This window comes from Flavobacterium sp., from assembly GCF_043780635.1.
Classification (GTDB): domain Bacteria; phylum Bacteroidota; class Bacteroidia; order Flavobacteriales; family Flavobacteriaceae; genus Flavobacterium.
Genome location: NZ_JAYWCK010000071.1, coordinates 12,477 through 30,475, shown reverse-complemented (window position 1 = coordinate 30,475; position 17,999 = coordinate 12,477). Strand labels below are relative to the sequence as shown.

The window sequence follows — 17,999 nt, the reverse complement described above, 5'->3', positions numbered from 1 at the left end:
ATAAAATATATAAATTCGCTTTCTATTAAATTTAAAGAATACATTTTGTCATCTAAAGAGAAATTGGTCAAGGAAACGCCGTTAATGAAGCAATACAACGAGATCAAAAGGAAATATCCTGATGCTTGTTTGTTGTTTAGAGTTGGAGATTTTTACGAAACTTTTGGAGAGGATGCTGTTCGGGCGTCAAAAATCCTGGGAATTGTTTTAACTAAACGAGGAGCAGGCTCTGAAACGGAAACGGCTTTGGCTGGTTTTCCACATCATTCTTTGAATACTTATTTGCCAAAACTAGTCAAAGCGGGCCTTCGTGTGGCTATTTGTGACCAACTCGAAGATCCAAAAATGACCAAAACCATTGTGAAACGCGGCGTTACAGAGCTTGTAACTCCAGGTGTTTCTATGAATGATGAAGTTTTACAATCTAAAACCAATAATTTCTTGGCAGCAATATTCTTTGCCAATAAATCCATAGGAATTTCATTTCTGGATGTTTCTACAGGTGAATTTCTCACCGCCCAAGGCAATGCGGAGTATATTGATAAGTTATTGCAAAATTTCAATCCAAGTGAGGTTTTAATTCCAAAGCACAGCAAAAATGATTTCCGAGAAACTTTCGGAGATGATTATCACAGTTTTTATCTCGAAGACTGGATTTACAAGGAAGATTATGCTTTCGAAATCCTGACCAAACATTTTCAGACCGTTTCTCTCAAAGGTTTTGGAATTGAAGAATTAAAGGAAGGAATAATAGCTTCGGGAGCGATTTTATATTATTTATCTGAAACCCAGCATAACAGAGTTCAGCATATCACCGCTATTCAGCGTATTGCTGAAGACGAATATGTTTGGATGGATCGATTTACGATTCGAAATCTGGAGTTGTATCACAGCTATAATCCGAATGCGGTTACGCTTCTCGATGTGATTGACAAAACGCTTTCGCCAATGGGTGGTCGTTTATTAAAACGTTGGTTAGCACTTCCTTTAAAAGACGCAACTAAAATAAGATATCGCCACCAAGTGGTTTCCTATTTAAAAGAAAATCGGGATGTTTTGAAAAAGATTCAGAGCCAAATCAAACAAATTTCGGATTTGGAACGCTTGATCTCAAAAATTGCAGCAGGAAAAGTGTCTCCTCGAGAAGTTATATATTTAAAAGAATCATTGGATGCTATTATTCCGATAAAAAATTTGGCTCTAGAAAGTCCGCAAGAAGCGGTAAAAATCATTGGCGACAGCCTGCACAGTTGCGATTTATTGCGCGAAAAGATCAAAACGGTTTTAAACCAAGATGCTCCAGTGGCAATTGCCAAAGGAAATGCGATTGCTAAAGGAATCAATGAAGAATTAGACGATTTACGAGCGATTTCAACATCAGGAAAAGAATATCTCGAAGGAATTGAAAAACGAGAATCCGAAAGAACTGGGATTTCGTCATTGAAAATTTCATTTAATAATGTTTTTGGATATTACATCGAAGTTCGAAATACACATAAAGATAAAGTTCCCCCAGAATGGATTCGGAAACAAACTCTAGTTAATGCAGAGCGCTACATTACTGAAGAATTAAAGGAATACGAAACCAAAATACTTGGTGCCGAAGAAAAAATTCATAAAATAGAAGTAGAATTATTCGAGCAATTAGTGAGTTGGATTTCGACTTATATCAAGCCGGTTCAAATGAATGCTAATTTGGTGGCACAACTGGATTGTCTGTGTTCTTTCACGCAATTGGCTATAGAAAATAAATATGTTTGTCCTGAGTTAGATGAAACTTTTGAGTTGGAAGTAAAGAACGGAAGACATCCTGTTATCGAGAAACAATTGCCCGTTGGAACACCTTATATTGCCAATGATGTTTTTTTGGATAGAGAAACTCAGCAGCTGATTATGATTACCGGCCCTAATATGTCAGGAAAGTCCGCTATTTTGCGTCAAACCGCTTTAATCGTGCTCTTGGCTCAAATGGGAAGTTTTGTCCCGGCAGACAGCGTAAGAATGGGAATTATCGACAAAATATTTACCAGAGTTGGAGCAAGTGATAATATTTCGATGGGAGAATCCACTTTTATGGTTGAAATGAATGAAACGGCTTCCATATTGAACAATATTTCTGATAGAAGTTTAGTGTTGTTAGACGAAATTGGAAGAGGAACTAGTACTTATGATGGAATTTCCATCGCTTGGGCCATAGCCGAATTTTTGCACGAGCATCCTTCTAAACCTAAAACATTATTTGCAACGCATTATCACGAGTTGAATGAAATGAGTGAATCTTTGCCCAGAATCCAGAATTACAATGTTTCTGTGAAAGAATTAAAAGATACTGTTCTTTTTATTCGAAAATTAGTAAAAGGTGGAAGTGCTCACAGTTTTGGAATACACGTTGCAAAAATGGCCGGAATGCCACAAATCGTAATTTTGAAAGCGCAAAAGCTTTTGAAAAAACTAGAAAAAGACCATTCTAGCGAAGCCTTGAGTGGAATCAAATCATCCAAGGATGAAATGCAAATGAGTTTCTTCAATCTGGACGACCCTTTATTAGAAGAAATAAAAGACGAGATTTTAAACTTGGACATCAACACCATAACACCTATGGAAGCCTTGATGAAACTCAACGAAATCAAGAGAATGTTGACTAAAAAATAGTTCGATTTTCTTTAAAGTTTGGGTTATCAGAAACTTAGCTTTTACCTATTTATTTTTTATAAAAAACACTTGTGTAATTGAATTAATGTATTAAATTTGCATCCGCATTACAGTTAAGTACGGTGTTCTTTTTATAATGAAAATGCGAAAATAGCTCAGTTGGTAGAGCGCGACCTTGCCAAGGTCGAGGTCGCGGGTTCGAGCCCCGTTTTTCGCTCAAAACCATACTGCTCGGATGGTGAAATTGGTAGACACGCTGGACTTAAAATCCAGTGAACAGCAATGTTCGTGCGGGTTCAAGTCCCGCTCTGAGTACAAGAAAAGCCGTAAAGAATTAATTTTTAATTCTTTGCGGTTTTTTATTTTTTACATTTCCACTCTTTTAATATCTCTTTAGGTTTAACAATTAAAATAAAGAGAATAAAACTCCATTCAACAAAAAAAGCCATAACATTTTACTTTGTATGGGTTTCTATTTTTTCTAAAATTCCAATTGTTTTAAAAAAGAAATTTAAAAAGCTTATTCAAAAATTTTCAGTTTAAGGCAAAAAAAAGCCACGCAATGCGTAGCTTTATTTTTTTGCGTAATTTAGAATTACTTAGCAGCTGGAGCTTCAGCAGCAGGAGCAACAGCAGTTGTGTCAGTAACAACTGTAGTTGAGTCAGTAACTACAGCAGTAGTATCAACAATTACTGCAGTAGTATCTACAGTAGTAGTGTCAGCAGCTGGTTCAGCTTTTTTACATGATACAACAGTCAACATAGCAACAACGGCTAAACTTAAAAGTACTTTTTTCATCTTACTTAATTATAAAAGGTTAATTATTAATTCGGGGCAAAGATATAAATTTTTTAATAGTTAAAATATTTTTTCATAATTTTTTTAAAAAAATATTTTCTTTTGTTAATAGCTGAAAAATTACAATTATTAATTTCTCTATATCAAAATACATAATAAATATCTGACATCCATTTATCTGACTCTTTTTTCTATGCTATTTTTGCTATAAGCTTTATTTTTCAGTAGTTTAATTTTTTGGGATGAACCAATTTCAGTTCATTTATCAAATTTTTTGCACCCGCATAGTTATCCATAATAAACAAAATATAGCGCACATCTACCATAATATTTCTACATATACTTGGATCATAATAAATATCACTCAAAGTTCCTTCCCAAACTCTGTCAAAATTGAGCCCTATTAAGTTACCATTTGCATCAATCGCTGGACTTCCTGAGTTGCCTCCTGTAGTATGATTTGTACCAATAAAACAAACAGGCATTTTACCATTTTCTCCATATTGACCGTAATCTTTGGCTTTGTATAAATCTATTAATTTTGCAGGCACATCAAATTCATAATCACCCGGAATGTATTTTTCCATTACACCGTCTAAATAGGTCATTGGCTTATAAACCGTTGCATCTTTAGGTTCGTATCCTTTTACTTTTCCATAAGTAATTCTTAGCGTGCTATTGGCATCAGGGAAAATTCGACTATCTTTATTTAATTCCAATTGCGCTTTCATATAGGTGCGTTGCAATGCTGTAATCCTTAAATTGATTTCATCATATTTTGGCGCAACTTCTTTTGAATATTTATCAGCCATATTTTTTATTAATAGAAAGCCTTTGTCAGCATTTAAGCTTGCTAAAACCGTTTTTGAATCGCCAGAAAGCAATTCTTTAAGACCCTCATAATTGACCAATTTAGATTGCCCGTAAATATCTGTAGCCAAATCTGCCACATTTATATTGGACAAAATAGTTGGTAAAAATTCCTTTGGAACTTTAGTGGCATACAAATGAATCAATTGTTCAAAAACTTTTTTATCAACATTTGGATTAAAATCTTTATAAAAATCAGCCAAACCAGTTATTAAATTATTTTTTCTATCGGCAAATGCTTGCTCTCCTTTTGAGTTGTAAACTTGCTCTAATTGGTATAATTTATATCCAACACTCAAAAGTTCGGTATTTCTCAGTGCCACCTCAGAAAAATAATCTCTCGCCAATGCATAAGGAGCGATTTCAGTATAATTTTTTTCAAAATCAGAAAGCAAATTTCCATATTCAACCTGTTTTCCTGCTTTTACAACTTTTTCTTGGAATGCAATTTCTTGATTTTTCTTGATGGTTATAGCATCCGATTTTTCCAAACCTTGTGTTTCTCCAATCCATTTTTTCCAATAATTGGCAATACTTGCATATTTTGAAGCATATTGAATTTTGATAGCATTGTCTTTTCGCATAAATCCATCTACCACATTCAGTGCTTGATCTCTAATTTCAATTTTTGCAGGATTTAGCTCGTTTACAATTTGTTTAATCGCAACAGCAGGCAAATACTCATTTGTTTTTCCAGGATAACCGAAAACTAAGGTAAAATCGTCTTCAGCAACTCCATCTAACGAAATAGGCAAAAAGTGTTTGGGTGTGTAGGGAATATTATCTTTCGAATATGTAGCAGGACGATTATTTTTGTCGGCATATATTCGAAATAAGGAAAAATCTCCAGTTTGACGAGGCCAAACCCAATTGTCAGTATCAGAACCAAATTTTCCAATAGATGTTGGTGGAGCGCCTACCAAACGCACATCTTTAAAAGTTTCTGTAACAAAAAGCATATACTGATTGCCTTCATAAAAAGTACGGATTTTATTCTCCTGCCAATTCTCCTTTGGTAGAGAAATAGTTAAAGCAGAGATATTGTCTTGAATTTTCTTTTGTTTTTCGGCTTCAGAAGTCAAATTTGTAGTGCCTTCTAGAACTTTTGTAGTAACATCTTCGATTTTAACGATGAAAGTCACCACTAAATTTTCATTTGGCAATTCCTCTTCCATTTTATAAGCCCAAAAACCATTGGTCAAATAATCGTGATCTACAGACGAATGATTTTGAATAGCATCAAATCCACAATGGTGATTGGTTAGAATCAATCCTTTTGGAGAAATCACTTCAGAGGTACAGCCACCGTTAAATTGGGGAACAGCATCTTTCAAACTCGATTGATTAACATCATAAATTTCTTTTATTGACATTTTCATGCCCAAATTTTTCATTTCAATTTCATTCATCCCATTCAGTAACGAAGGAATCCACATTCCGCCTTGCTGGGCTTGTGTTTGAACTACAAATAATAATAGAAGAGCTTTTAAAAATTTCATGGTAATAAGATTTAGGGTTTTATTTTTGGGGATATTAAATTCAATCTTCAGAAATGTGTTTTAAAATAATGGCCGTAGCACCTTTGTTCATTTGCACAAAAGCACTGCAAATATGCCCTTTTTGGAATCGAAGGTCATCGTTGGAAATCAAACTAGAAAAAGCATCAAGAAGTTCATTTTTATTTGAAATAGAAATACAACCTCCCCTATTTACTAAAGCCGTAGCTTCTGCAAAATGAGAAAAGTTTGAACCAATCACTATTGGAACTCCAAAAGTAGCAGGTTCTAGAATATTGTGAACACCCGGATTTCCAAAACCTCCTCCAACATAAGCAATATCAGCATAACTATAAATTTTGGTCAGGATTCCGATAGTGTCAATGATGAAGACATCAAAATCGGATAGATTTTTAGTTTCCTTTTCTGAATACAAAACTACATTTTTGGTAATCGAATTTTTCAATTCTTGAATTTGTTCCATTTTGATGTTGTGTGGAGCAATGATAAACTTGACTTTTCCGGAAGTTTTATTGATATAATCAACTAATAAACTTTCATCTTTTGGCCAAGAACTTCCCACAACAATAGTTAATGTACCGTTTTTGAATTCTTCAATAAAATCCAAAGAATTGTCCTTTTCCAAAATTGAAAGAACTCTATCAAAACGTGTATCGCCTGAAATTGCCACATTGTTTTTTCCTAATTCCAACAACAAATTTTTAGAACTTTCATTTTGCACAAAAAAATAGGTAAACGTATTCAAAGCTGTTCTGTAAAATCCGCCATACCATTTAAAAAACAATTGGTTTTTTCTAAAAATTCCAGAAATCAAATACGTTGGAGTTTCGAGTTTTCTCAATTCATTCAAATAATTGGGCCAATATTCATATTTGATAAAGAAAACCATTTCCGGATGAACCAATGACAAAAATTGTACAGCATTCTTTTTGGTGTCCAAAGGCAAGTAAACCGTAACATCAGCAATCAAATTGTTTTTCCGAACTTCATATCCCGAAGGAGAGAAAAAAGTCAGTAAGATTTTATGATTTGGAAATTTTTCTTTTATTTTTTCAATCACGGGTAAACCTTGCTCGTATTCGCCAAGTGAAGCGGCGTGAAACCAAATGGTTTTGTCGTTTGGTTTGATTTTGCTTTCTAAAATTTCAAAAATTGGCTTACGACCATCTACAAAAAGTTTAATTTTCGGACTGAATATAGCGACAATTTTCAATAAAAAATCGGCAATATGAACAATTAGATTATAGAAGAAAAGCATATCAAAAAATTTCTGCTGCAAAAATACGTTTTCTTTTAATTATCTATAAAATCATTCTGCTAAAATCCCTATTTTTGTTCCAAATTTAAAACTTTGTGAACTTTGTGCAAGCTTTGCAAACTTTATGGCTAAAGAACTTTAAACAAAAAGGTTAAATGAAAAAAATACAAATGGTTGACTTAAAAAGTCAATATGATAAAATAAAAGACACTGTAAATACTTCTATCCAAGAAGTTCTGAACACCAATGCTTACATTAATGGTCCACAAGTTCACCAATTCCAAAAAAATCTAGAAGAATATCTTGATGTTAAGCATGTAATTCCTTGTGCAAACGGAACCGATGCTTTGCAAATTGCAATGATGGGATTAGATTTGAAACCTGGAGATGAGGTTATTACTGCCGATTTTACCTTCGCTGCGACTGTAGAAGTAATTGCCTTGTTGCAACTGAGACCTGTTTTGGTCGATGTTGATTTGATAAATATGAATATTTCTATCGAAGGAATCAAGAAAGCGATTACACCAAAAACTAAAGCCATTGTTCCGGTCCATTTATTCGGTCGTGCTGCCAATATGGAAGCAATTATGGCTATTGCCAAAGAAAATAATCTTTATGTTATTGAAGACAATGCGCAAGCTATTGGAGCCAATTGCAAGTTTTCTGACGGAACTAAAAAGAAAGCAGGAACAATAGGAAACGTTGGTGCAACCTCATTTTTTCCTTCTAAAAATTTAGGGTGTTATGGTGATGGCGGAGCTATTTTTACCAATGAAGATGCTTTGGCACATAAAATTCGAGGAATCGTAAACCACGGAATGTATGAGCGTTACCATCACGATGTCGTGGGTGTAAATTCAAGATTAGACAGTATTCAAGCTGCGGTTTTGAATGCTAAATTACCTATGTTGGACCAGTACAACAAAGCACGTCAGAATGCTGCCAGAAAATACTCAGCCGCTTTTGAAGGACACAAAAACATCATCGCGCCAAGTATTTGCGAGATTTGCGACTGCCACGTTTTTCACCAATATACCTTACGAATCATTAACGCCAATAGAGATGGTTTAATGCAGCATTTATTGAATAAAGGCATTCCGTGTGCCATTTATTATCCAATTCCGTTGCATTTGCAAAAAGCCTATTTGGATTCAAGATACAAAGAAGAAGATTTTCCCGTGACAAATCAATTGGTAAAAGAAGTGATTTCGTTGCCAATGCATACCGAATTAGACGATGAACAAATAAAATTCATTACTGAAAGCGTTTTAGAATATTTAAATTAAGAGAAAAGAGAATAGAATAAAGAAAATAGACCTTGTGAAATGGGTATTCTATTTTCTATTCTCTTTTTTCTATTTTTCTTAAAATTATGAAAATACTAGTTACAGGAGGTTTAGGTTTTATCGGTTCGCACACTGTGGTTGAATTGCAAAATCAAGGTTTCGAAGTAGTAATTATTGATAATCTTTCGAATACATCATTGAATGTTTTGGACGGAATTGCCAATATTACCGGAATAAATACGGCTTTCGAAAATTTGGATTTGCGGGAGAAAGAAAAAGTTCAGGATTTCTTCAAAAGACATCGTGATATTTCCGGCGTAATCCATTTTGCGGCTTCAAAAGCAGTTGGCGAAAGCGTTGGAAATCCATTGTTGTATTATGAAAACAACCTGAATACTTTAATTTATTTGCTTCAGGAATTGCAACAACAACCGGAGGCCAACTTCATTTTTAGTTCGTCTTGCACGGTTTACGGTCAAGCCGAAAAAATGCCCATTACTGAAGATGCTTCTATACAAATTGCAATGTCACCTTACGGGAATACCAAGCAAATTGGTGAAGAAATCATAACAGATACTGCAAAAGTAACAAATATCAACGCAATTTTGTTGCGTTATTTCAACCCGATTGGAGCACATCCAACCGCAGAAATTGGTGAATTACCTATTGGAGTTCCACAAAACTTAGTGCCTTTTATTACCCAAACAGGATTTGGTTTAAGAAATGAATTGTCGGTTTATGGGGATGATTATCCTACACCTGACGGAACGGCCGTGCGAGATTACATTCACGTTGTCGATTTGGCGAAAGCCCACGTTATTGCCTTGAAACGGTTATTAGATAAAAAGAATTTGACGAAAGTCGAAACTTTCAATCTGGGAACAGGAACAGGAAGCTCGGTTTTGGAAGTGATTCGCGCTTTCGAGAAAGTAAGCGATCAAAAATTACCTTATAAAATTGTGGCTCGCAGAGAAGGAGATATTACTTCGGCATACGCCAATACGGATAAAGCGAATAATGTTCTGGGCTGGGAAGCCCAATCTACATTGGAAGAAGCTATGGAAAGCGCCTGGAAATGGGAACAAAAGATTAGAAGTTAGATTGTAATTTAATTTTTGACAAGTTTTTTTATTGTTCTTGAATTTTCAGAATCTATATTCAAAAAATAAATGCCTTTTGATAATTCCGAAATTGAAAAATCTTTATTTAGGACATTTTTATCAATTTCAGTATTTTCAATTCTAATAATTTGTCCTAAACTGTTTGTTAAGGTGAATTTGTATTTGCCGTTTTCAATGTCTTTCCCGATAATACAGAAAAAATCATTTGTTGGATTAGGAAATAACTGAAATTGATCATTTTCGACAAGTGTTGGAATTCCTAAAGCCAAAGTAATAGCAAAACTTTTAGTAATGGTAATGCCGTTATAAGTCGCTTGAAAAGTATAAGTTCCAGGAATGGTTGGCAACAGTTTTGAAAACCCCAAATAACTCACTTTATAGAAAGTTGGAATGGTATAGGACCAGCTATTAAAAGCACTTCCGTTTGGATTTAAAATCTTCATATCCATAATTGAACTCACAGGAATCTCTCGCACAAAGACATAAAACTTGGCATAACCAGGTGATAATCCAGCTCCTTGAAATGGAATAGAAAACGAATTACTTTCATTAGATATTTCAGTAGAAGGACAACCCGGTATAACAATATCCGTTGCATTTACTGACACCTTAAGAATTTCGGGGTTTGTATGAGGTTTTTGAATAGCCCACCAAGACGTTGCGTTTAGTGAATTGCAAGTACCAGAAAATGGATCTTTGTAAGTTGCGCTTGTACTTCCAGATCTTATTTCAAAATGTAAATGTGGTCCAGTAGAACTACCGGAACTTCCCACTACCCCAAGATATTCACCAGCAACTACTGTTTGTCCAACTATTTTTGAAGTCACTGAGTTTTTTTTCATATGCCAATATAATGCTTGCGAACCATCAGCGTGTTGAATAATTATAGAATTCGCCGTCAAGGAATTCGTCGCGCAGTTTCTATCATAATTACCGTCAGCTTTTTGTACAATTGTCCCCGCTGCTGCAGCAATAACTTCAACTTGATTATTATCCATTTTTAAGAAACCAAAGGGCCATATAGCTATATCAGTTCCTTGATGAGCATCATAGGTGTTGTTTTCACAATTAAAATCTAATATCGCACCTGCTGTCGTATTTTGATCTACATAAGCTCCAATAAAGTGATAGCCACTATCTGTAAAACCCGCAGCGGCTTTTATTGGCCAAATCAAAGGGGTAGCAAGAACACTATTCAGTTTGTTTTGTTTTAAACCTATTCGCTTGCTATTTTCGTAGCATTGTTTGTCTAAAACTGCATATTGTTGGGGAGTAATACAAGGGTTTTTTACATCATTTTCGTTAATTGGATTAACTCCTTGCTGAATCTCAACTGGTTTCTGTGCATATGTTGCAAATGAAAAAATGTTAAGAATAAAAAATACTAAAATTGTAGATATCTTTTTCATCGTAGTAGGTTTTATGGTTTTATATTATTCGATTTGGGTTCAAATAATGGTAATGTTTGAATGCTTTTTTATTATAAGGTGATAAAAAGAAGTTAAAACATTATTCAAAGCTATAAAAAAATCCCCACAAACAGCTGTTTATGAGGATTTTATTTTTAATTTCCCAATTTTAGAAGGGAAAACTATTTGAATAAAATGGTATCTATGCGTTTGCCGTCATTGCTTCTCTATCAATTTTTCCAATCAAACCAGCCAATACTTTTCCGGGACCCACTTCTGTAAATAAAGTTGCTCCATCGGCAATCATTTGTTGTACTGATTGTGTCCATTTTACAGGCACAGTCAATTGTATGATCAAGTTTTTCTTGATTTCATTAGGATCAGAAACTGCAGTTGCTGTTACGTTTTGATATACTGGACAAATTGGTGTCGAAAATGTAGTTGCTTCAATGGCTATGGCCAATGCTGAACGAGCCGGTTCCATCATTGGCGAGTGAAAACCACCACCAACAGGTAACAACAAGGCACGTTTTGCACCAGCTTCTTTCATTGCTTCGCAGGCTTTTTCTACCGCCGAAGTTTCTCCTGAAATCACTAATTGTCCGGGACAGTTATAATTTGCAGCAACAACGATTCCATCAATTGAAGCGCAAACATCTTCCACAATATTGTCGGCTAATCCAAGAACTGCCGCCATTGTTGAAGGTTTAATTTCACACGCTTTTTGCATTGCCAAAGCGCGTTGTGAAACCAATCGCAATCCGTCCTCGAAAGACAAAACACCATTGGCAACCAATGCTGAAAATTCGCCCAAAGAATGTCCAGCTACCATTTCTGGTTTGAAATCTTCCAAGGTTTTGGCTAAAATCACTGAATGTAAAAAAACGGCTGGTTGGGTAACTTTGGTTTCTTTTAATTCTTCGGCTGTGCCTTCAAACATAATATCCGTGATGCGGAAACCCAAGATTTCATTGGCTTTTTCGAAAAGTGATTTTGCTAATTCAGAGTTTTGATATAAGTCTTTGCCCATTCCGGTGAATTGTGCCCCTTGACCTGGAAATACGTATGCTTTCATCTATTTTTAGTTTAAAATTATCCCTTCGACTGCGCTCAGGTTGATGTTTAGAAATTGAAAAAATAATTTCAATCAAGGTGCAAAAATAACACTTTTTAATAAAACGTCATTTGTATCTCAGGATTCTTTATAAAAGATGAAGTAGTAATCAAGAATTCTATTTATACATTTTTAAAAAAAGTTAATGCACCTGAAGGACATTTTTGAACTGCTTCGATAATTTTTTCAGTAGATGAAGCATCAATTTTTATCCAAGGCTGTTCTTTGGGTTGAAAAACATCTGGATTGTTTTTAACACAATTTCCGGAATGAATGCACTTTCCGGATTGCCATACTACGGTTACTTCACCGTTAGTATATTCCTTTTTTAAGTTCTTTGGATCCATATTTTATTAATTAAATTTTATAAAACATCACTAAACTCAGTTATTTTATCAAAAACACTTTTTGCAAAAGGGCAAAGTGGAATAATTTTGATGTTTTTTTCTCTGGCATATTCTACCGCTTTGGTTACCATTTTTTTACCATAACCTTTTCCGTTATTTCCTGGGTTGACTTCAGTGTGGTCAATGATAATCGTGTCGTTGCCAGCAAAAACAAAAGTCATTTTACCTTCTTGTTTCCCATTAACCGAAACATAAAAGTAGCCTTTTGTTCCGTTTAATTCTAATCCTATTAGTTCTTCCATTTTTTTATATTTATAGAGTCATTGGAACTTCCATTAACAAAAATTCAGCTTCAGATGTGGCTTTGATATCGACTTCATTAAAATTCCAAATTCCAAATCCATCACGTGTGTTTAATTCTTGTCCATCAACAATAATACTTCCTTTTAAAACAAATAAATATAAACCATTGCCCTCTTTTTTCAATTGATAAGTTACAGAAACATTTTTGTCAAATAAACCCAAATGAAACCAAGCATCCTGGTGAATCCAAACTCCTTCGTCTTCTAGGCTTGGAGACAAAATTTGGTGTAGTTTGTTTTTTCTGTCAGCTGGATTTAAAGTAATTTGGTCGTAACGCGGAGTTACATTTTGTTGGTTTGGAATGATCCAAATTTGTAAAAATTTGACCTGCGAATCTTTATTTTTATTGTATTCACTGTGTTGAATTCCTGTTCCGGCACTCATCACCTGAATGTCGCCGTTTTTTATCACGGTTTTATTCCCCATACTATCTTGGTGTTCCAAATCTCCTTCTAAAGGGATGGAAATAATCTCCATATTTTGATGTGGATGCGTTCCAAATCCCATTCCTGCAGCGACAGTATCATCGTTTAAAACTCTCAAAACTCCAAAATTCATTCTTTCGGGATTGTAATAATGGGAAAAACTAAAAGTATGATGGCTGTTTAACCAACCTAAATTGGCAATTCCTCTCGTATCGGCTTGGTGTAAAACTGTATTTTTCATAATTGTTTGTGTTGATTGTTATTTGAAGAAACAAATTTACAACCACTATGAGCGAAAATCACTTAACCTAGATTAAGAACGAATTTCTAGATATTTAATGTTTTGTAATGAAGGTTAATTCCCTTTTTTAAGAAGTCTTGCTTTCATTTTGCTGAAGAATTCCGGCGTGACGCCAATGAAAGAGGCGATTTGTTTTTGGGGAACCTTTTGCATAAGCGAAGGATGTTTTTTGCAAAATTTCTCAAAACGATCTTCTGCTGATAGACTCAAGTTGTCCATAATACGTTGCTGATTGGCAACCAAAGCATTTTCGGTTAAAATTCGGAAGAAGCGTTCTAGTTTTGGGATCTCGTGATACAATTGTTCTTGATTTTCTTTGGAAAGCAAAACTACTTCGGCATCTTCAATCACTTCAATAAATAGATTACCCGGTTTTTGAGAAATCAAACTGTACATATCACTAATCCACCAACCACTGCAAGCAAAACTCATCACGTGTTCGACAATATTATCGTTGATGTTGAAACTTCTCAGCACTCCCGAATTCACAAAATAGGAGTTCTTGCAGACTTCGCCTGCATTCAGTAAAATAGTTTTTGCTTTGTAATGATGCGTTTCTGTTTTAGACAAAAAAAGTTCCTGCTCTTGCGGAGTCAGATTAATATGTTTGCTAATATTTTCAACAATTAAATTCATATTTTCATATAATTTCCTTCCTTTTATCTTTGTGGGCAAGACCAAATATAACAAAAAAAGCCTCAAGAAATTCTTGAGGCTTTGTGTTTTATTTAGAGAATTATTTAAGCTACTGCTGCTTTAATTCTTCTTAATGCTTCAGTTAATAAATCTTCGCTTGTTGCATAAGAAAAACGAATACAATTTGGATTTCCAAAAGCGTCACCGGTTACAGTTGCTACATTGGCTTCACCCAAAAGGTACATTGAGAAATCATTAGCATCTTTGATAAATGTTCCTTTTAATGTTTTTCCGAAGAAAGAAGAAACGTCTGGAAACACGTAAAATGCGCCTTCTGGAACGTTGATTTTGATTCCGGGAATATCTTGAAGCAATCCTACCACTAAATCTCTACGGCTTTTGAAAGCAGCAACCATTTCGTGAAGTACGCTTGGATCAGCATCAACAGCAGTAATTGTAGCACGTTGTGCAATTGAATTTGCTCCTGAAGTTACTTGACCTTGTATTTTTGTACACGCTTTTGCGATGAATTCTGGTCCGCCAATATATCCAATTCTCCATCCTGTCATTGCGAAAGCTTTTGCAACTCCGTTTACAGTGATAGTTTTTTCTAACATTCCTGGGATTGAACCGATGCTACAAAAAGTTCCAGAAAAATTGATGTGCTCGTAGATTTCGTCAGCAACAACATATACGTGTGGGTGTCTTTCCAACACTTTGGCCAAAGCCGTTAATTCTTCACGGTTATATACAGAACCACTTGGATTACAAGGAGAACTGAACCACATCATTTTTGTTTTTGGTGTGATGGCCGCTTCTAATTGTTCCGGAGTGATTTTGAAATCACTTTCGATAGAGGTTGGAACTTCTACAGGAACTCCACCTGATAATTTTACGATTTCGAAATAAGAAACCCAGTAAGGTGCTGGCAAAATAACTTCGTCACCGTCATTTAACATTACTTGAGCAATATTGTACAATGATTGTTTTGCTCCAGTTGAAACTACAATTTGTGATGGTTTATAATCTAATCCGTTGTCTCTTTTGAATTTTCGGCAAATGGCTTCTTTCAATTCAAGGTATCCTTCTACTGGTGAATAGGTGCTGTAATTTTCGTCGATAGCCCGTTTTGCAGCTTCTTTTACGAAATCTGGTGTGTTGAAATCGGGTTCACCCAAACTTAAACTGATAATATCTTTTCCTTGTGATTTTAATTCTCTGGCCAATGCAGCCATTGCTAATGTTTGTGATGTAGCTAAATTGTTGATTCTGTCTGAAAGCGGATTGTTCATTAAAATGTAATTTTTGGTTTATAATGTTGGTTGTGTGTTTTATCTATTGTAAAGCTGGTTTCATTCCAAGGTCTTTCAAATGCTTGAAATGTGCAATTACCGCACTTCGGAAAGTTTTATATTCGTAATAAGGCAAGTCACACTCTTGAGCTGTTTCTCTTACTATTTTGGAAATTTTACCATAATGAACGTGGCTAATATTAGGAAAAATATGGTGTTCGATTTGGTGATTTAAACCGCCTGTGTACCAATTTATAATCCAGTTTTTTGGAGCAAAATTAGTAGTGGTAAATAGTTGGTGAATTGCCCAAGTATTATCGATTTCTCCGCTTTCATTTGGAACTGGATTTGTGGTTTCTTTAACCACGTGTGCCAATTGGAATACAACGCTCAATATTAATCCTGCGGTGTAATGCATTACAAAAAAACCAACAAGAACTTTCCACCAAGTAACTCCTAAAAGCATGGGCAATACAATCCAAATGGTGAAATAAATGGCTTTTGTGATTAATAAAGTTGTCCAAAGTATTTTTGGGCTTTTGGCTTCGCCGTAAGATAACTTTCTTTTTAAATACCTTCTCATCTGCTTAAAATCAGTGGTGATAGCCCAATTGAAAGTCAATAACCCATATAAAAACACGGAATAATATTGTTGAAAACGGTGAAAACTATACCATTTTGCGTCTTTGGTAAAACGGATTACTCTTCCGGCATCAAGATCTTCGTCGTGACCGGGAATATTGGTATAAGTATGATGCAAAACATTGTGCTGTACTTGCCAATTGTAAACGTTTCCAGCCAAAACATAAATACTTCCGCCCATAAATTTGTTAATCCAATTAATGTTGGAATACGAACCATGATTTCCATCGTGCATTACATTCATTCCAACTCCTGCCATTCCTATTCCAATGACAATTGCCAATAACAAATGTACCCAAAACGGCATATTTAGCGTTAGAATTAAAAAATACGGTGCAAGGAAAACAGCGAACATAATTATGGTTTTAACATAGAGTTTCCAGTTGCCCGTTTTCTGAATGTTATTTTCTTTGAAGTAATTGTTTACGCGAGAGTTAAGTGTTCTAAAAAATTTTAGATTGTCTTGTTTCGCGAATGTTGGGGTGACGTTGTTCATCTTTAATTTTGAATAAGTTGCAAATATAATTATTAAAAATTTTCAATCTGTAAAATTGCGTTAAATATTCAAAACTAAAAACTGTACTTTTGTTAAAATTTTAAAAAATGGACAAAATTCTAAAGTATTTTCCCAATTTGACTGATATCCAAAAAGAGCAATTCGAAAAACTGGATTTTTTGTATCACGATTGGAATGCCAAAATCAATGTCATTTCCCGAAAAGATATTGACGAATTGTACACAAAACACATTCTACATTCCTTGGGAATTGCCAAGATAATAAAATTCGAACCGGGAACTTATGTCTTGGATGTGGGAACAGGTGGTGGATTTCCTGGAATTCCCTTGGCGATTCTTTTTCCGGAAACCCGTTTCTTTTTGATTGATGTAATTGCCAAAAAAATAAAAGTCGTTCAGGCTGTCGCCGAAGCATTGGAACTCAAAAACTTGAAAGCAAAACAATTGCGTGCCGAATTGGTGAAAGGTGATTTTGATTTTATTGTAAGTCGTGCCGTGACCAATATGCCTGATTTTGTGTCTTGGGTAAGAGACAAAATTAAAAAGAAAAGCAAACACGAACTCAAAAACGGAATTCTCTATCTCAAAGGTGGCGATTTAACCGAGGAATTAGCGGCTTTTCCAAAAGCGACGGAATACAATTTATCTGATTATTTTGAGGGAGAGTTTTTTGAGACAAAGAAAGTAGTGCATTTGCCGTTGAAGTTTGTGAATTAGGAATTGCGATTACATATTCTTAGTATTCTCAAAAGAAATAAAACAAGGGTTAAAAATGAAAAAAATAATTGTAGAAGATAGTTTCGATTTTAAGCAAAAAGCAATCCTTTTAATCTTAACATCTATTCCTTTGTTATTTGTTTTTGCGTTCTTTTACAACATAAAAAACTTTATTAACACAGATAAATTCATATTGAATTTTATATTTTTACTTGTGGCTTTGCTTTTTAGTATATTGGGATTCATAATAATGTTTTCAAAAAAAGGATTTAATATAAATAATGGTAATCTTTACCTTTCATATACTTTTCTTCAGAAGAATATTTATTACAAAAATGTAAGTCTAAATAATAAAATAGCTTTTACAATTTTTAATAAAAGAGTTACTCAAAATAATACTTATTTAAGTGCTGGAGGCGCAGACTTAAGTTATAAATATATAAACAATGACATTGTTTTATTAAGTCAAAATCATTTAGAAAAGACAATAATTATTACCATTAATTCCTCTGATAACGCAAATGCTTTAAAGGTTTTTTTAGAAAATTATTCAGGATTAAAGTATGAGATTTATTCGCCAAAATTTTAATGCTTTTAGCTTTAATTTTCTAAAACAAACAATGCATTTATTCCTATAAATTTGTCAGGAATGACAATGTTACACAAAATCAAAACCCACAAGAACTCAAACTACTTGATTCTTGTGGGTTTTTAAATATCTAAATGAGATTGCC

Annotated in this window: 16 protein-coding genes and 2 tRNA genes; 7 read left to right on the top strand and 11 right to left on the bottom strand. The window is 34.4% G+C overall.

The genetic code is table 11. The features are described 5' to 3' along the window. Nucleotides 1–45 precede the first annotated feature (45 nt). From mutS to ACH2BV_RS06765, 3 genes are all read left to right on the top strand, one after another. Nucleotides 46–2,652 (top strand): DNA mismatch repair protein MutS, encoded by a 2,607-nt coding sequence (gene mutS, locus ACH2BV_RS06775; RefSeq protein ID WP_395049965.1) that lies wholly within the window; start codon nucleotides 46–48, stop codon nucleotides 2,650–2,652. 144 nt (nucleotides 2,653–2,796) lie between these two features. Continuing rightward, a tRNA-Gly gene (locus ACH2BV_RS06770) sits at nucleotides 2,797–2,869 on the top strand. Nucleotides 2,870–2,881: 12 nt separating this feature from the next. Next, nucleotides 2,882–2,967, top strand: a tRNA-Leu gene (locus tag ACH2BV_RS06765). Nucleotides 2,968–3,247: 280 nt separating this feature from the next. Here the strand turns inward: ACH2BV_RS06765 and ACH2BV_RS06760 are convergent. The 3 genes from ACH2BV_RS06760 to ACH2BV_RS06750 form a co-directional block, all read right to left on the bottom strand. After that, nucleotides 3,248–3,451 (bottom strand): hypothetical protein, encoded by a 204-nt coding sequence (locus tag ACH2BV_RS06760; protein WP_395049964.1) that lies wholly within the window; start codon nucleotides 3,449–3,451, stop codon nucleotides 3,248–3,250. Nucleotides 3,452–3,672: 221 nt separating this feature from the next. Beyond that, nucleotides 3,673–5,820, bottom strand: coding sequence for a S46 family peptidase (locus ACH2BV_RS06755; protein ID WP_395049963.1), 2,148 nt, complete (start codon nucleotides 5,818–5,820; stop codon nucleotides 3,673–3,675). A 40-nt stretch (nucleotides 5,821–5,860) separates the two neighbouring features. Next, complete coding sequence (locus ACH2BV_RS06750; RefSeq protein ID WP_395049962.1) at nucleotides 5,861–7,096, bottom strand: 3-deoxy-D-manno-octulosonic acid transferase; 1,236 nt, start codon at nucleotides 7,094–7,096, stop codon at nucleotides 5,861–5,863. Nucleotides 7,097–7,251: 155 nt separating this feature from the next. Here ACH2BV_RS06750 and ACH2BV_RS06745 point away from each other — a divergent pair, with 155 nt between their 5' ends. Continuing rightward, nucleotides 7,252–8,382 (top strand): DegT/DnrJ/EryC1/StrS family aminotransferase, encoded by a 1,131-nt coding sequence (locus ACH2BV_RS06745; RefSeq protein ID WP_395049961.1) that lies wholly within the window; start codon nucleotides 7,252–7,254, stop codon nucleotides 8,380–8,382. Between the two features lie 86 nt (nucleotides 8,383–8,468). Next, nucleotides 8,469–9,482, top strand: a complete 1,014-nt coding sequence (gene galE / locus ACH2BV_RS06740; RefSeq protein WP_395049960.1) for a UDP-glucose 4-epimerase GalE — start codon at nucleotides 8,469–8,471, stop codon at nucleotides 9,480–9,482. Nucleotides 9,483–9,490: 8 nt separating this feature from the next. Here the strand turns inward: galE and ACH2BV_RS06735 are convergent, their stop codons facing one another. The 8 genes from ACH2BV_RS06735 to ACH2BV_RS06700 all read right to left on the bottom strand — a co-directional run bounded on the left by ACH2BV_RS06735 (nucleotide 9,491) and on the right by ACH2BV_RS06700 (nucleotide 16,528). Further along, nucleotides 9,491–10,912, bottom strand: a complete 1,422-nt coding sequence (locus ACH2BV_RS06735; protein ID WP_395049959.1) for a peptidoglycan DD-metalloendopeptidase family protein — start codon at nucleotides 10,910–10,912, stop codon at nucleotides 9,491–9,493. Nucleotides 10,913–11,114: 202 nt separating this feature from the next. Next, entirely contained in the window at nucleotides 11,115–11,987 is an 873-nt protein-coding gene (gene fabD / locus ACH2BV_RS06730; protein ID WP_395049958.1) for an ACP S-malonyltransferase, read from the bottom strand. Nucleotides 11,988–12,148: 161 nt separating this feature from the next. Next, nucleotides 12,149–12,373: a (4Fe-4S)-binding protein gene (locus ACH2BV_RS06725; protein ID WP_395049957.1), complete on the bottom strand. Its 225-nt coding sequence runs from the start codon at nucleotides 12,371–12,373 to the stop codon at nucleotides 12,149–12,151. A 17-nt stretch (nucleotides 12,374–12,390) separates the two neighbouring features. Continuing rightward, nucleotides 12,391–12,675 carry a GNAT family N-acetyltransferase gene (locus ACH2BV_RS06720; RefSeq protein WP_395049956.1) on the bottom strand — a complete coding sequence of 95 codons (285 nt, stop codon included), beginning with the start codon at nucleotides 12,673–12,675 and terminating at the stop codon, nucleotides 12,391–12,393. A 10-nt stretch (nucleotides 12,676–12,685) separates the two neighbouring features. After that, entirely contained in the window at nucleotides 12,686–13,402 is a 717-nt protein-coding gene (locus ACH2BV_RS06715; protein ID WP_395049955.1) for a pirin family protein, read from the bottom strand. Between the two features lie 114 nt (nucleotides 13,403–13,516). Then, on the bottom strand, nucleotides 13,517–14,098 hold the full coding sequence (locus ACH2BV_RS06710; protein WP_395049954.1) for a Crp/Fnr family transcriptional regulator: 582 nt from the start codon (nucleotides 14,096–14,098) through the stop codon (nucleotides 13,517–13,519). A gap of 104 nt (nucleotides 14,099–14,202) precedes the next feature. Continuing rightward, entirely contained in the window at nucleotides 14,203–15,390 is a 1,188-nt protein-coding gene (locus ACH2BV_RS06705) for a pyridoxal phosphate-dependent aminotransferase (protein WP_395049953.1), read from the bottom strand. Nucleotides 15,391–15,433: 43 nt separating this feature from the next. Further along, nucleotides 15,434–16,528: a fatty acid desaturase family protein gene (locus tag ACH2BV_RS06700; protein WP_395049952.1), complete on the bottom strand. Its 1,095-nt coding sequence runs from the start codon at nucleotides 16,526–16,528 to the stop codon at nucleotides 15,434–15,436. Nucleotides 16,529–16,635: 107 nt separating this feature from the next. On the opposite strand from ACH2BV_RS06700, the gene rsmG reads away from it, so the two are divergent. Further along, entirely contained in the window at nucleotides 16,636–17,265 is a 630-nt protein-coding gene (rsmG, locus tag ACH2BV_RS06695) for a 16S rRNA (guanine(527)-N(7))-methyltransferase RsmG (protein ID WP_395049951.1), read from the top strand. Between the two features lie 55 nt (nucleotides 17,266–17,320). Then, a complete protein-coding gene (locus ACH2BV_RS06690; protein ID WP_395049950.1) occupies nucleotides 17,321–17,854 on the top strand; it encodes a hypothetical protein in 534 nt (177 codons plus the stop codon). Nucleotides 17,855–17,999 lie beyond the last annotated feature (145 nt).

Bases quoted from the DNA above. Each gene is read 5' to 3' on its own strand.
- ACH2BV_RS06760 (WP_395049964.1), bottom strand. From the start codon at position 3,451: ATGAAAAAAGTACTTTTAAGTTTAGCCGTTGTTGCTATGTTGACTGTT.
- ACH2BV_RS06755 (WP_395049963.1), bottom strand. From the start codon at position 5,820: ATGAAATTTTTAAAAGCTCTTCTATTATTATTTGTAGTTCAAACACAA.
- ACH2BV_RS06750 (WP_395049962.1), bottom strand. From the start codon at position 7,096: ATGCTTTTCTTCTATAATCTAATTGTTCATATTGCCGATTTTTTATTG.
- ACH2BV_RS06745 (WP_395049961.1), top strand. From the start codon at position 7,252: ATGAAAAAAATACAAATGGTTGACTTAAAAAGTCAATATGATAAAATA.
- galE (WP_395049960.1), top strand. From the start codon at position 8,469: ATGAAAATACTAGTTACAGGAGGTTTAGGTTTTATCGGTTCGCACACT.
- ACH2BV_RS06735 (WP_395049959.1), bottom strand. From the start codon at position 10,912: ATGAAAAAGATATCTACAATTTTAGTATTTTTTATTCTTAACATTTTT.
- fabD (WP_395049958.1), bottom strand. From the start codon at position 11,987: ATGAAAGCATACGTATTTCCAGGTCAAGGGGCACAATTCACCGGAATG.
- ACH2BV_RS06725 (WP_395049957.1), bottom strand. From the start codon at position 12,373: ATGGATCCAAAGAACTTAAAAAAGGAATATACTAACGGTGAAGTAACC.
- ACH2BV_RS06720 (WP_395049956.1), bottom strand. From the start codon at position 12,675: ATGGAAGAACTAATAGGATTAGAATTAAACGGAACAAAAGGCTACTTT.
- ACH2BV_RS06715 (WP_395049955.1), bottom strand. From the start codon at position 13,402: ATGAAAAATACAGTTTTACACCAAGCCGATACGAGAGGAATTGCCAAT.
- ACH2BV_RS06710 (WP_395049954.1), bottom strand. From the start codon at position 14,098: ATGAATTTAATTGTTGAAAATATTAGCAAACATATTAATCTGACTCCG.
- ACH2BV_RS06705 (WP_395049953.1), bottom strand. From the start codon at position 15,390: ATGAACAATCCGCTTTCAGACAGAATCAACAATTTAGCTACATCACAA.
- ACH2BV_RS06700 (WP_395049952.1), bottom strand. From the start codon at position 16,528: ATGAACAACGTCACCCCAACATTCGCGAAACAAGACAATCTAAAATTT.
- rsmG (WP_395049951.1), top strand. From the start codon at position 16,636: ATGGACAAAATTCTAAAGTATTTTCCCAATTTGACTGATATCCAAAAA.
- ACH2BV_RS06690 (WP_395049950.1), top strand. From the start codon at position 17,321: ATGAAAAAAATAATTGTAGAAGATAGTTTCGATTTTAAGCAAAAAGCA.